The following is a 12,697-nucleotide window of genomic DNA, read 5'->3' on the forward strand; positions in this document are numbered from 1 at the left end:
GGTAGGGTTCGTTATGTATTCGTGATTCTTGAGCGATGGCGTACCGTCCTGCCAGCACACATGAGGGAAGGAACCGGGACGATGGCCAGGGCCAGGAGCGAGGAGCGGCGGGCGGAGATTCTCCGCGCCGCCCTCGAAGTGATCGCCGAGCGCGGTTACCGCGGGGCGTCGCTGAGCGCCGTCGCCGAACGCGTCGGCCTGACCCAGCAGGGGCTGCTCCACTACTTCCCCACCAAGGAGGCCCTGCTCGTCGCCGTCCTGGAGGAGCGCGACCAGTGGGACACCGGCGGCTCCGGGCGCAGCGCCGTGGCCTGGCGGCTGGATCTGCTCGACTCGCTCGTGGAGTACAACGCGATGCGCCCCGGAATCGTGCAGACCTTCTCCGCGCTGCTCGGCGAGAGCGTCACCGAGGAGCACCCCGCGCGGGAGTTCTTCACCCGCCGGTACGCCCAGGTGCGCGAGGGGGCGGCGGCGGCCCTGCGCGCCGAGTACGGCGACGCGCTGCCCGGCGGGCTCACTCCGGAGCAGGCCGCGCCGCTGCTGGTGGCGGTGATGGACGGGCTCCAGTACCAGTGGCTGCTCGACCCCGGCTCGGTGGACATGCCGGCCGCCTTCCGCGACTTCCTGTCCCTGCTGCGCCGGCCACCCGCCCCGTAGCGCGAGCCCCACGCGTACCGGGATACTTCCGCCACCCGACGGAAGGATCACCGTGTCCCCGATACGCCCCGTACGTCCGACGCGCGCCCGGCACACCGCGGTGGGCGCCGCGCTCCTCACCCTCGCCCCGCTGCTCGGTGCGCTGCCCGCCGCGGCGGCCGAGCCCGCGGCCGCACCGGCCGCCGCGGCGCCGAGCGTCGAGGAGCAGCGGCTTGAGCGGGCGGCGCCCCAGGAGATCCTGCGGCGCAGCGGATTCGACGCCGTGGCGGCGGAGTTCGGGCAGGCGCTGGGCGGGGCGCGGTCGTACGCCGCCGCCGAGCGGACCGTCGTACGGCACGGCGCGCTGCTGTGGGGGCGGGCCGTGGACCGGGCGCAGGGGCGGGGACCCGCGGAGCATGAAGGGCGCGAAGCGCTTCCTGGGAAGGGCGGTGGCGGGCGACCGGCGGACCTGAGCCGGGACGACGACCGGCCGCTGTACTGGGCGCGGCTGGGCATGACGCGCGAACTGCGCCAGTGGCAGGCGCCGTTCGGACTGCCGGACGCGGCACGGGCGAAGCTGCTGGACCGGTTGGAACGGTCGTCGCGCGGCCAGGACACGATCCGCTTCCCGTCGCGGGCGGGGGCGGCCGGGCATGGCCACAGCGCCAAGGGCCTCAAGCGGGTGCTCGTCACCGGCTTCGACCCGTTCACGCTGGACCGGGACGTGCGGATCAGCAATCCGTCGGGCGCGACGGCGCTCGCGCTGGACGGCACGGTCGTGCAGACCGCCGACGGTCCCGCACGGATCGAGACGGCCGTCTTCCCGGTCCGTTGGCAGGACTTCGCGGACGGCACGGTGGAGCGCGCCCTGCGCCCCCATCTGCCGCACCTCGACCTCTTCACCACCGTGAGCCAGGGCAGGGTGGGGCGGATCGACGTCGAGCGCTGGAACGGGGCCTGGCGCGGGGGCTTCGGGGACAACGAGAACGTGTCGAGCACGGGGACCGTTCCGGTGAGCGACCCCGGCTCGCAGCCGCAGTGGACCGCCACGACGCTCCCGTACCGCGAGATCGTGGCAGCGGACACCGGCCGCTTCCCGGTGTACGACAACACGTCGGTCACCGAGATACCGGCCGGCGCCACCGCCCCCGTGGTCCGGCCGGGCGGCCCGACTCCGGGCTCGGCCGCACGCGCCGGCGGCGGCGGCGACTACCTCTCCAACGAGATCGCCTACCGCGTGACGCTGCTGCGCGACCGGCTGGGACTGCGCGAGCTGCCGGGCGGCCATGTGCACACGCCGGTGCTCCAGTTCGGCGCGGGCAACACGACCGAGGTGACGGACCCGGAGTTCGTCCGCAACCGGCTGGACATCGTCGCGCAGGTGCGGGCGATCGTCACGGTGGCGGCGGGCCGGGGCTGACGAGGGGCCGGCGGTCGGCGGCGGGGCCTCAGCGGGCGAATCCCAGCGTGACGCCGAGGCCCACCAGCACCGAGCCGATCGCGCGGTTGAGGGCCTTCTGGCGGCGCAGCATGGCGGTGCGCAGCCGGGAGTCGGAGAAGAACAGCGCGATCGCGCCGAACCACCCGAGGTGCGCGGCCGACATGAACAGCCCGTAGCCCGCCTGCTGCCACACCGGGGTCTCGGGGCCGACGACCTGGGTGAAGGTGGAGACGACGAACAGCGTGGTCTTGGGGTTGAGGACGTTGGTCAGGAAGCCGGAGCGCAGCGCGCCGAGCGGGCCGAGCTCCGGCTTCGACTCCAGATCGACGGTGAGGTCGGCGCGGGCGGTGAAGGTCCGCACGCCGATGTAGACGAGGTACGCGGCACCCGCCAGCTTGATCGCGGTGAACAGCTCGGTCGAGGAGGCGATCAGCAGGCCGACGCCGAGCATCGTGTACGTCACGTGCACCAGGACGCCCGCGGCGACTCCGGCGGCGGCGAACAGCCCGGTCGTACGCCCGTGGAGGCAGCTGTTGCGGACGACCATGGCGAAATCGGCGCCCGGACTGATGACCGCGAGAAGGGTGATGACGGCTACGGCAGCGATTTCTGTCATGGGGAGATGCTCGCCTCCCCACCACCAGTGATCAAGCGCCTTTCACCGCACGGGCTTTCGGGCGTGCAGAATGGGCCGCATGATCGTCGCAGCGGCGCAGTTCACGTCCGAGCCCGGCTCCGTCGGAGCCAACGCGCGCCGGATGGCCGCGTACGTACGGGAGGCCGCCGCGCACGGCGCCCGTGTCACCGTCTTCGCCGAACTGGCGCTGACCGGGTACGAGCTGGACCTGCTCGCCCGGGACCCCTCGCTGCTCGTGACGGCCGGGGACCCGCGTCTGGAACCGGTCGCGGCGGCCTGCCGCGAGACCGGCACGGCAGCCGTCGTCAACTGCGCGGCGCCGTCGGCGGACGGCGGCGACCGCCCCGCGATCACGTCCTTCGTCGTCGGCCCGGACGGCGCGCCGCTCGCCCGTTACGACAAGCAGCATCTGTACGAGAACGAGCGCGAGGTCTTCGCGCCCGGCGCGGGCGACGGCCGGTTCGAGCTGGACGGTGTGCGGTTCGCGCTGGCGACCTGCTTCGACAACCACTTCCCCGAGCTCGCCGAGCGGGGCGCCGCCGACGCGTGCACGCTCTACCTGGCGAGTTCGCTGTACGGGAAGGGCGACGGCGAACGCGAGCGCCTGGCGGTGTATCCGGCGCTCGCCAGGGACCACGGGCTGTACGTCGTCCTCGCCAACCACGTGGGCCCGGCGGGTGCGTACGAAGCCTGCGGCCTGAGCGCGGTGTGGGGGCCCGACGGTACGGCGGCCGCCGAGGCGGCGCGCGACGAGGCGGGCCTGGTGCTGGCCGAGGTGCCTACGCCGTAGCGGGCGGCGGCGCCGCCACGTCGCCGGCCACCACCTCGTCCGCGTCGGCCGACGGCTCCTCCAGCAGGTCACGCGCCATCAGCGTCGCACCGGCCACGGCGCCCGGCATCAGGAAGACGGCGACCAGCGGCACGAGGAAGGCGAGGGTGATCGGGATCCCGAAGCCGAGCGTGAGGAGGCGCCGGCCGCGCAGCAGCGTGAGCCGCTGCTTCAGTTCGATGCCCCGGCGCTGGAGCGCCACCGACGTCAGCTCCTGGGCGAGGAAGAAGCCGGAGACGCAGAAGCCGAGGACGGGGACGACGGTCTGGCCGACCACGGGGATGAAACCGCAGGCGAAGAGCAGGATGCCGTACAGCAGCACCCGGACGAGGACGCGCAGGCTGTCGCGGGCGGAGATCCACAGTTCGCGGATCAGCGGGAGGCCGGACTCGGGGGCGGTCCCGTCGGGGGACACCGAGCGGTCGACGCGCTCGGACAGCTCCTCGTAGAAGGGCTGGCCCACGAGCAGCGTGACGGCGGTGAAGGTGATCACCGCGAGGAACAGCGCCAGCGCGAAGAGCAGGGCCGTCAGGGCGCCCCGGAAGAGGCCGAGCCAGGGCGAGCCCCAGTCGTCGGCGAAGGGCGTCGCCCAGGCCGTGAGGTCGTCGGCTCCGACCCCGAGCCCGACGAGGGCGCCGGCGTACAGCACGAAGGTCACCAGGCCGGGCAGGAGTCCGAAGCCGTAGGACTTGCCGTGCCGGGCAACCCAGCGCTGGCCTTTCATGAGATAACCGAAACCCACCCCGAGATCACGCATGGGTTCAGCCTATCCACTGGTCCAGGCGGAGCCGATACCGCGTGCCCGGCTGCCCGTCGAGGTCGGTGTCGCCGACCGGGACGAAGCCGGTGCGGGCCAGTACGGCGTGCGAGGCGGCGTTGCCGAGCGTGGTGGCGGCGGTGAGGGCGGTGAGTCCGTACGCGGTCGCGGCACGGACGCGGATCTCCCGTACGGCGGCGACGGCGAGGCCGCGGCCGGCGGCGCGTTCGGCGACGCGGTAGCCGAGGTCGGCGCTGCCGTTCTCGACGTCGACCAGGTTGACGCGTCCCAGGACCGCGCCGTCGTCGTCCAGGAGCAGGTGGAAGTGGCACACTCCGGCGTCCTGCTCGGCGAGGAGCGCGGCGTGGCGGGCCGCGAAGTGGCGGAAGTAGTCGTCGCCCCGGTCGGGCACGGACCGGGCGAAGTAGGCGCGGTTCTCCCGCTCGAAGGCGAGGACGGCAGGGGCGTGATCGTCGCGCAGACGCGTCAGGCGCAGGGGGGAGGACGGTGGCGGCACAGGGGGACCGTACAGGGGGTGGCCGGTTCGGGGCTTCCCCTTTTCCGCACGGGCGGACCGGCCGCCGCCGAGAGCCGCAGCACGCGAGTCGTGGGCGGGAGATGGCCCAACGCCCCCTTGTCCGGGCGGGATTCACCGGGTAGACCCTGCGTGACGATCATCTCTGATCGCTTCCGCCGCACCCGGAGGAACGTATGGGCACAGGCATACCGAGGCCGCTCCTCGTCACCACCGCCGCCATGGCGAGCGCACTCCTGCTCTCCCCCGTCGCCGCCACGGCCCGGCCCGGCCCGCCGGGCGACGGCGACGGCGTGCACCGGGAGCGGGCCGCCGGTCAGGGGCAGGCGGCACGCACCCCGGCCGGGGCCGCCGCGCGGGCGCTCGACTCCGGCCGGGCGCCCTCCGGGCTGCGGCACGGCGGCGGGTATCCGCGCCGTACGCACCTGACGCCGCCCGCGCCGGACCCGGCCGACAAGTCCATCAAGCTGGGTCTCACGCCGTACCACTCCATCGCGCCGAAGCTCAACGCGCTGCAGAAGCTGGGCGACCGGGTGAGCGTCGAGGTCGCCGGGAGGTCCGCCGGCGGGCACGAGCTGTACCTGGTGACGGTCACCGCGCCGGAGAGCGACCGCCAGGCCCGCGAGCAGGAGCGGATGCGGGAGCTGATCGAGAACGCGCCGTCGGCCGCCGCCCGGGACCGGCGCGTCAAGTCCGCCTACAAGGCACCGGTGTTCATCAACAACAACATCCACGGCAACGAGTGGGAGGGCACGGACGCCGCCCTGAGGCTCGTCGAGGAGCTGGCGAAGGCCAAGGACCGCAGGACAGCCGATCTGCTGGCGAAGACCCGTATCCACCTGAACGTCACGGCCAACCCCGACGGGCGGATCGCCGGCACCCGCGCCAACGCCAACGGCTTCGACCTCAACCGGGACTTCATCACCGCGACCCAGCCGGAGGCGCGCGCGATCCGGCGGATCGCCATCGACAAGCAGCCGGCCGTGATGATCGACCTGCACGGGTACGTCAACGGCACGCTGATCGAGCCGACGACCCCGCCGCACGGCGAGAACTACGAGTACGACCTGTTCCTCAAGAACTCCTACGCCAACGCGCTCGGCATGGAGGCCGCCGTCAACGGCCTCGGCTACACGGCCGCGAAGGACGGCGTCGAGCCCGCCGTCATCCCCTTCCGCGACCAGGAGGAGGGCTGGGACGACTGGCCGCCGATCTTCACGCCGCAGTACATGCCCTTCCAGGGCGCGGTCGCGGCGCACACCATCGAGTTCCCGCTCCAGGTCAACAACCGGGCGTACGACACCCTGCCGGTCGCGGAGCTGCGCCGCAGGGCCGCCGTCAACACGGACATCGCGGGCGCGGCGATGCGCGCGACGCTCGACCACACGGCGCGCAACCGGTCCTCGGTGATCGCCGACCAGATCGAGACGTTCCGGCGCGGCGCGGCGGGCGCGGCGCAGGTGCCGGTGTCCGGGGAGACGGTCCCGGGCGTGCCCGGCATCGGGCCCGAGGACGTCTACACGACCGACTTCCCCCGGGCGTACGTCGTCCCGGCGGGCCGCGGCCAGCGCTCCGCGACAGCGGCGGCCCGGCTCGTCGACCACCTCGTCGCCAACGACGTGCGCGTCGAGCGGGCGCGCCGCGACTTCCGGCTCGGCGGGCGCTCGTACGAGGCGGGCTCATACGTCGTCGACATGCGGCAGCCCAAGCGCGGTCTGGCCAACGTGATCCTGGCCGCGGGCCGGGACATCAGCGCGGACGTCTCGACGATGTACGACATCTCCGGCTGGAGCCTCGGGCTGCTGTGGGGCGCGAGCGTGGAGGAGGTGCGCACGGCCGGTCCGGGGAAACTCGGCGTTCCCGGGCACCCGGTCCGCGCCGCCTCGTCCGCCGGGTACGTCGCTCCGCGCGGCGCCCTGCGGCTGCGGCTCGACGACCCCGGGGAGCTGGCGGCGCTCAACTCCCTGCTGCGGGACGGCGTACAGGTGCGGCGTACGGCCGACGGCAGTGCGCTCGTGCCCGCATCGGCCCGCCGCAAGGCCGCCGCGCTCGCCGAGCGGCACGGCGTCGCCTTCCACACGACCGGGGCGAAGGGCGTGGCCGCGCTGCACCGCACGCGGGTGGCGGCGGCGGTGGCGCCGGGCGAGCTGCTCGCGCTGCGGGAGATGGGCTTCGACGTCACGCCCGTCTCGACGGCGGTGCTCAACGCGGGCTTCGACTGGTCGAAGGCGGACGTGCTGTTCGTGTCGGGCGGCCTGGAGTACGGGAAGCTCGACGCGCCCGCGCGCGACGCGCTCGACGCGTTCCTCGCCGGGGGCGGCGGCCTGGTCGGGCGCGGAGCGGCGGGCGCGGCGCTCAACGCCGACGCGGGTCTGCTGGCGGTGAAGCCGGTCGAGGGCAACGAGGACGCCAACGGCGTCGTCCGGGTCGTCAACGCGGGCGGCGCGGTGTCCGGCGGCGCGCCCGCGCACACCTTCGTCTACTCCCCGGTGTGGTTCACCGACCTGGGTCCGGGCGTGCGCGTCGACCAGTCGTACGGCGGGGGGAACCCCCTCGTGTCCGGCCACTGGCGTGCGGCGCGGGACGGCGGCGGCGGGACGGCAGCCGCGGCCGGCCGGGCGGCCGTGGTCAGCGGTACGTCGGCGAAGGGCGCGGGAGTCGTGCTGTTCGGCACGGAGCCGCTGTTCCGCGCGCACCCGAAGGGCGTGTTCGCGCAGGTCGGGCGGGCGCTGTTCCACGCGGCGGGCTGAGGCGCGGCGAAGGGCCGCACCCGAGCGGGGTGCGGCCCTTCGTGTCACGCGAAGCGGCTGGAGGCGACGGGTCGCCCCGCGTCGCGTCCGGACGTCAGACGACGGCCAGGTCGACCTTGATGTTGCCGCGGGTCGCGTTGGAGTAGGGGCACACCTGGTGCGCCTTCTCCAACAGGTCCAGGGCGGTGGCCTCGTCCACGTTCGGGATGTGCGCGGAGAGCGCGACCTCGAGGCCGAAGCCGCCGTTCCCGTTCGAGCCGATGCCGACCTTCGCGGTCACGGTCGAGCCGGAGACGTCCACGTTCTCCTTGCGCGCGACGACACCCAGCGCACCCTGGAAGCAGGCGCTGTAGCCGGCGGCGAACAGCTGCTCCGGGTTGGTGCCGGCGCCGCTGCCGCCCATCTCCTTCGGCGGGTTGACGACGACGTCCAGCTTGCCGTCGTCCGTCGCGACGCGGCCGTCACGGCCGTTCTCGGCGGTGGCGACAGCGGTGTACTTCACGTCTATGTCGAGAATGGTCATGCTGAAGCATTCCTCCTGCTGTGTACGCCGCGACTCGCGCCCACGACCGCGGCGGCTGGGGGTGAGCTTATCGGGTGAGGGAAACGATCATCTTGCCGGTGTTCTCGCCACGGAGGAGCCCGACGAACGCGTCGTAGCCCTTCTCGATGCCCTCGACGACCGTCTCGCTGTACTTGAGCTCGCCCGAGCGGATGTAGGCCGAGACGTCCTGGACGAACTGCGGCTGGAGTGCGGCGTGGTCGCCGACCAGCACGCCCTGGAGCCGCAGGCGCTTGCCGATGATCTGCGCCATGTTGCGCGGGCCCGGCGTGGACTCCGTGTCGTTGTACTGCGCGATCATGCCGCAGATGGTCGCGCGGCCGTGGACGTTCAGGGAACCGATGGCCGCTTCGAGGTGGTCGCCGCCGACGTTGTCGAAGTACACGTCGATGCCGTCGGGAGCGGCCTCGCGCAGCTGCTGCGCGACCGGGCCGTTCTTGTAGTTGAAGGCGGCGTCGAAGCCGAGGTCCTCGACGAGGTGCTTGACCTTCTCGTCCGAGCCCGCAGAACCGATGACGCGCGAGGCGCCCCGCAGCTTCGCCAGCTGGCCGACCTGGCTGCCGACGGCGCCGGCCGCGCCGGAGACGAAGACCGCGTCGCCCTCCTTGAAGGAGGCGACCTCGAAGAGGCCCGCGTACGCGGTGAGGCCCGGCATGCCGAGCACGCCGAGGTAGGCGGAGAGCGGGGCGAGCGCGGCGTCGACCTTGGTGGCGTGCTTCGCGGGGACCTCGGCGTACTCGCGCCAGCCCAGCCCGTGCAGCACGTGGTCGCCGACGGCGAAGCGCTCGTCGGCGGAGGCGATGACCTCGCCGACCGCGCCGCCGTCCATCGGCTGGTCCAGCTTGAACGGCGGTATGTACGACTTCACGTCGTTCATGCGGCCGCGCATGTAGGGGTCGACGGAGAAGTGGAGGTTGCGGACCAGGATCCGACCCTCGCCGGGCTCTGTCACCGGGGCTTCACGCAGCGCGAAGTCCTCGGACTTGGGCCAACCATGCGGGCGGGCGACGAGGTGCCAGGAGCGGCCGGTCGTGGGCAGTGCGGTCATGCGGTGCGACCTCCTTGGAAAAGCTTCAAAGCTTCAGATACTGAAACAATCATGCTCCTGGATATTTAAGATTGTCAAGTAAAGCGGTACGATAGGTCCCATGGCCCCGCGTACAGACCCTCTGACTCTCGAAGTCGTCGAGCTCATCGGCGAGGTCGTCTCCCGCTACCACCAGGAGTACGACGAGGCGGCGGCGGAGCACGCCCTCACCGGAGCCCAGGCGCGCGTGCTGAGTCTGCTGTCCATCGAGCCGATGGCCATGCGGCGGATAGCCAGGAAATTGAAGTGCGAGCCGTCGAACATCACGGGGATCGTCGACCGGCTGGAGGCGCGCGGCCTCGTCGAGCGGCGGCCCGACCCCGCGGACCGGCGCGTCAAGCTCGCCGCCGCCACGGAGGAAGGGCGGCGGACCGCGGCGAGGCTGCGCGAGTCGCTGGACTTCGCGCGGGAGCCGCTCGGTGAGCTGTCCGACGACGAGCGCACCGCACTGCGCGACCTGCTGAAGCGGATGCTCGGGAACTGACCTCCCGGGGTCGGCGCCCCCTCAGGAGCACCACCACAGGAACCGGTCGCACTCCTCCTCGGTCGGCGTGGGCTCCGGTGTCGGCTGGGGAGGCGGGCCCGGGTCCGCGGACGAGGCCGGCGGCGGGGGCGGCGCCGGCTCCTCGGGCGCCGGGGCGGAAGACGGCACTGCGCCGGGCTCCTGGGGAGGTTCGCCGGGGACCGACTCCTCGCCCGAGGCGGTGGCGCCCGCGGTGCCGGTGGCCTTCGCGGAGGCCGACTTCGAGGGCTTGGCGGACGGCGAACCGCTGTCCGAGGGAGAGGCCGACGCCGACGCGGACGCACTGCGCCCGGACGCCGACGGGTCGGCCTCCGCGCCCACGCCCTCACCGGCGCCCGCGGCGCCGGTCGCCGACGGCTCTCCGGAGCCGCCCCCGTCGCCGTCCTCCCCGTCGCCGTCCCCCTCACCGTGCACGGCCCGCGAGATCCATCCCTCGCCCGACGACTCGGTCGCCAGCTCGGCCAGGCTCAGCGCACCACCGGCCAGCACCAGCCCCATGCCCACGAGTGCCACCTTGCGGCCGCGGCGGCGGTGCGCCCTGCGGCCGCCGCGGGCCCGCTCCGTACGGCGGGCGGCGCGGCCGGGGGAGGCGGGGAGGGAGGCGTCGCCGTCGGGCGCGTCGTCGTCGCCGGGGGTGTCGTCGCTGTCGGGGGTGTCGTACGCACCGGGCGCATCGGGCGCATCGGGCGCGTCGGGCGCGTCGTAGGCGTCGGGCCGGGCGCCCGCCCGGTGACCGCCGTCAGCGCCCTGAGTACCGGGAAGACCGTACGTCCCTGGAGCGTCATAACCGTGCTGGTCGTGGCCGTGCACGTCATGGACACCATGAGCCGCGTGAACGCCGTGGCCGCCGTAACCGTCGGCGCCTCCCTCGTAGTGACGGGCTGTGTAGTCGGCGGGCTCGGCGGGCGCGGCGTAGTCCGCGGGCGCGGTGCGGCCGAGTTCACCGACGGGGGCTCCGCATCCGGCGCAGGCCAGAGCGCCGTTGAGGTGCCTGCGGCAGGAGTGGCAGTAGTCCATGGCGCCCGCAGGTTATGCGTCACAGGGTCACCATCGGGAGCCGAAGGTGTGAGGATCCTGTGTGGAAGCGCCCGTTCCGCGGTGTGTCAGTGCGGCCAGGCAGGATGGAGGCATGGATACCGGCACGCATCGCTTCGGGCCGCTCGACTTCCAGCTCGTGCTGCTGCGCCGGATGGCCGACCACCAGCCCGATCTGGTGGAGGACGCCCGCCGCGAGCTCGGCGTGACGCTCGGGCAGATGCGCGAGGCCAACCGACGCTGGCAGGCGATGGCGCGTTCGCCCCGCGCCCGCGGCTCCGCGGCGCGCTACCGCTCGGTGCTCGGGCCGCCCGAGACGTCCGTACGGCGCAGGATCGGCGACCTGGAGTGCGACGCCCTGAGCTGGCCGGTGCCGCTCTGGCCCGGTCTGCGCTTCGAGGTGCTGACCGCGCCGGGCGGCGCCGTGTGGAACGAGTGGCTGGTCCGCGCCCCCGGTGCGCCCGGTCCCGACCTGCGGACCGCGGACGATCTGCGCCCCTGGTCGTGCACCGTCGACGAGGCGGCCCGCGCCTTCCCGCCGGCTCGCCCGATGGAGGGAACCGCGCCCACGCGCATGCGGCTCGCACTGACGCTGCCCGGCGGCAAACCCTGCGTCACGGAGTTCACCTGGGGACTGCTGCAGCGCGTGGCCCTTCCCGGCGGTGCATGACCTCGCCGCACCCCGCCCGTCACCGGCCACCGCCGCCCCCTCCCGGCCCGGTCCGGCTCCTGGCAGTCCGTCAGCTCGTACGCCCGACCGGCTCACCCAGCGCGCGGACGGCCACCGGCCGCCGCACGATGCGAAGCAGGACCGGCATCCGCCGGTCCGTCAGCGCTCTCGGGAGAACCTGCCGTGACCGTCAGTCTTGAGCAGTTGCGCCGTTGCCATATCGCCGTCGATCTCGGGGCCGCCCGGACCCGGGTTTTCGTGAAGGGTGTGGGGCTCGTCGTCGACGAGCCGAGTGTGGCCGCCGTGAACACCCGCACCGGCGCGCTCATCGCCGTCGGCGCCTTCGCCGAACAGATGACGGGCCGTACGCCCGACTACATCCGCGTCGTACGCCCCGTCTCCGGCGGCACCGTCGTCGACATCGAGATGGCCCAGCGCATGCTGCGCCACCTCATCGGGGAGAAGCTGCGCCGCCAGCTCCGCCGCAAGCCGCGGCTGCGCGCCGCCGCCTGCACGCCGCACGACAGCGACCCGCTCGCCCGCCGCGCGGCCGTCGAGACGCTCATCGGTCTCGGCGCGCGCCGCGTCGAGCTCGTCGACACGCTCATCGCTGCGGCCGTCGGCTGCGGGCTGCCCGTGGAGCAGCCCTCGGCCACGATGATCATGGTGTGCGGGGCAGCGGCCACGCAGGTCGCGGTGCTCTCGCTCGGCTCGATCGTCACCGCCGAGCGGATCCCGATCGGCGGCAACGCCATCGACCACGCGGTGATCCAGCACCTGCGCCAGGAGCACGAGCTGATGCTGCCGAGTCAGTCCGTACGTCCCCTGCAACTGGCTCTGCGGGGCAACGGCCTGACGGCGGAGGGACCGGCGTCCACCGAGATCCACGGCCGCGACGTGGCGACCGGCCTCGCCCGCTCCGTACACGTCGACACCGCCGCCGTGCGCCAGGCCATCCACACCCCGCTGACGGCCGTGCTCGACGGCATCGGGAAGGTCCTGCGCGACTGCCCGCCCGATCTGGTCGCCGACCTGGCCGACCGCGGCATCATGATGGTCGGCGGCAGCGCCCTGCTGCCGGGCCTCGACCAGATGCTGCGCGACGCGACGGGCATGCCGGTGCACATCGCGGAGCGGCCGGACGTCTGCTCCGTGCTCGGGCTCGGGGCGATGCTGGAGGGCAAGGTCCAGCCGATGAGCCTCGAACCGGTCAGCGGCTCGGGCTGAGCGGCGCG

Annotated in this window: 13 protein-coding genes; 7 read left to right on the top strand and 6 right to left on the bottom strand. The window is 73.4% G+C overall.

Going from position 1 to position 12,697, the window contains the following annotated elements:
• Positions 1–81: 81 nt before the first annotated feature.
• Together AC07FK_RS08055 and AC07FK_RS08060 are read left to right on the top strand one after the other, a co-directional pair.
• Positions 82–657, top strand: a complete 576-nt coding sequence (locus AC07FK_RS08055; protein WP_479103566.1) for a TetR/AcrR family transcriptional regulator — start codon at positions 82–84, stop codon at positions 655–657.
• Between the two features lie 61 nt (positions 658–718).
• Positions 719–2,056 (top strand): pyroglutamyl-peptidase I, encoded by a 1,338-nt coding sequence (locus AC07FK_RS08060; RefSeq protein WP_479103941.1) that lies wholly within the window; start codon positions 719–721, stop codon positions 2,054–2,056.
• Positions 2,057–2,084: 28 nt separating this feature from the next.
• Here the strand turns inward: AC07FK_RS08060 and AC07FK_RS08065 are convergent, their stop codons facing one another.
• Complete coding sequence (locus AC07FK_RS08065; protein WP_479103567.1) at positions 2,085–2,693, bottom strand: LysE family translocator; 609 nt, start codon at positions 2,691–2,693, stop codon at positions 2,085–2,087.
• A gap of 79 nt (positions 2,694–2,772) precedes the next feature.
• On the opposite strand from AC07FK_RS08065, the gene AC07FK_RS08070 reads away from it, so the two are divergent.
• The gene (locus AC07FK_RS08070; RefSeq protein ID WP_479103568.1) at positions 2,773–3,504 is read left to right on the top strand and encodes a carbon-nitrogen hydrolase family protein; all 732 of its coding nucleotides are present in this window, start codon (positions 2,773–2,775) and stop codon (positions 3,502–3,504) included.
• On the opposite strand, the gene AC07FK_RS08075 is transcribed toward AC07FK_RS08070, so the two are convergent.
• Both AC07FK_RS08075 and AC07FK_RS08080 read right to left on the bottom strand, forming a co-directional pair.
• Positions 3,494–4,300: an EI24 domain-containing protein gene (locus AC07FK_RS08075; RefSeq protein ID WP_479103570.1), complete on the bottom strand. Its 807-nt coding sequence runs from the start codon at positions 4,298–4,300 to the stop codon at positions 3,494–3,496. The two genes, AC07FK_RS08070 and AC07FK_RS08075, sit on opposite strands and share 11 nt — an antisense overlap.
• A gap of 4 nt (positions 4,301–4,304) precedes the next feature.
• Positions 4,305–4,817, bottom strand: coding sequence for a GNAT family N-acetyltransferase (locus AC07FK_RS08080; protein ID WP_479103572.1), 513 nt, complete (start codon positions 4,815–4,817; stop codon positions 4,305–4,307).
• A 194-nt stretch (positions 4,818–5,011) separates the two neighbouring features.
• Here AC07FK_RS08080 and AC07FK_RS08085 point away from each other — a divergent pair, with 194 nt between their 5' ends.
• Entirely contained in the window at positions 5,012–7,585 is a 2,574-nt protein-coding gene (locus tag AC07FK_RS08085) for a M14 family zinc carboxypeptidase (RefSeq protein WP_479103573.1), read from the top strand.
• Between the two features lie 94 nt (positions 7,586–7,679).
• Here AC07FK_RS08085 and AC07FK_RS08090 read toward each other — a convergent pair whose 3' ends face one another.
• Positions 7,680–8,108: an organic hydroperoxide resistance protein gene (locus AC07FK_RS08090; protein WP_479103575.1), complete on the bottom strand. Its 429-nt coding sequence runs from the start codon at positions 8,106–8,108 to the stop codon at positions 7,680–7,682.
• Between the two features lie 67 nt (positions 8,109–8,175).
• On the bottom strand, positions 8,176–9,195 hold the full coding sequence (locus tag AC07FK_RS08095) for an NADP-dependent oxidoreductase (protein WP_479103577.1): 1,020 nt from the start codon (positions 9,193–9,195) through the stop codon (positions 8,176–8,178).
• Positions 9,196–9,295: 100 nt separating this feature from the next.
• Between AC07FK_RS08095 and AC07FK_RS08100 the strand changes: the two genes are divergently transcribed.
• On the top strand, positions 9,296–9,718 hold the full coding sequence (locus AC07FK_RS08100; RefSeq protein WP_479103578.1) for a MarR family winged helix-turn-helix transcriptional regulator: 423 nt from the start codon (positions 9,296–9,298) through the stop codon (positions 9,716–9,718).
• Between the two features lie 21 nt (positions 9,719–9,739).
• Here AC07FK_RS08100 and AC07FK_RS08105 read toward each other — a convergent pair whose 3' ends face one another.
• Entirely contained in the window at positions 9,740–10,774 is a 1,035-nt protein-coding gene (locus tag AC07FK_RS08105) for an SCO2400 family protein (RefSeq protein WP_479103580.1), read from the bottom strand.
• A gap of 112 nt (positions 10,775–10,886) precedes the next feature.
• Between AC07FK_RS08105 and AC07FK_RS08110 the strand changes: the two genes are divergently transcribed.
• The gene (locus AC07FK_RS08110; protein WP_479103582.1) at positions 10,887–11,462 is read left to right on the top strand and encodes a hypothetical protein; all 576 of its coding nucleotides are present in this window, start codon (positions 10,887–10,889) and stop codon (positions 11,460–11,462) included.
• A 183-nt stretch (positions 11,463–11,645) separates the two neighbouring features.
• A complete protein-coding gene (gene mreB / locus AC07FK_RS08115; RefSeq protein ID WP_453403925.1) occupies positions 11,646–12,689 on the top strand; it encodes a rod shape-determining protein in 1,044 nt (347 codons plus the stop codon).
• Positions 12,690–12,697: the final 8 nt, after the last annotated feature.

The organism is Streptomyces sp. NPDC046122 (genome assembly GCF_056429965.1).

What these genes read in the sequence shown, in the direction of transcription:
- AC07FK_RS08085 (WP_479103573.1), top strand. Translation starts at nt 5,012, where the DNA reads ATGGGCACAGGCATACCGAGGCCGCTCCTCGTCACCACCGCCGCCATG.
- AC07FK_RS08100 (WP_479103578.1), top strand. Translation starts at nt 9,296, where the DNA reads ATGGCCCCGCGTACAGACCCTCTGACTCTCGAAGTCGTCGAGCTCATC.
- AC07FK_RS08095 (WP_479103577.1), bottom strand. Translation starts at nt 9,195, where the DNA reads ATGACCGCACTGCCCACGACCGGCCGCTCCTGGCACCTCGTCGCCCGC.
- AC07FK_RS08070 (WP_479103568.1), top strand. Translation starts at nt 2,773, where the DNA reads ATGATCGTCGCAGCGGCGCAGTTCACGTCCGAGCCCGGCTCCGTCGGA.
- AC07FK_RS08075 (WP_479103570.1), bottom strand. Translation starts at nt 4,300, where the DNA reads ATGCGTGATCTCGGGGTGGGTTTCGGTTATCTCATGAAAGGCCAGCGC.
- AC07FK_RS08090 (WP_479103575.1), bottom strand. Translation starts at nt 8,108, where the DNA reads ATGACCATTCTCGACATAGACGTGAAGTACACCGCTGTCGCCACCGCC.
- AC07FK_RS08055 (WP_479103566.1), top strand. Translation starts at nt 82, where the DNA reads ATGGCCAGGGCCAGGAGCGAGGAGCGGCGGGCGGAGATTCTCCGCGCC.
- AC07FK_RS08105 (WP_479103580.1), bottom strand. Translation starts at nt 10,774, where the DNA reads ATGGACTACTGCCACTCCTGCCGCAGGCACCTCAACGGCGCTCTGGCC.
- AC07FK_RS08110 (WP_479103582.1), top strand. Translation starts at nt 10,887, where the DNA reads ATGGATACCGGCACGCATCGCTTCGGGCCGCTCGACTTCCAGCTCGTG.
- AC07FK_RS08065 (WP_479103567.1), bottom strand. Translation starts at nt 2,693, where the DNA reads ATGACAGAAATCGCTGCCGTAGCCGTCATCACCCTTCTCGCGGTCATC.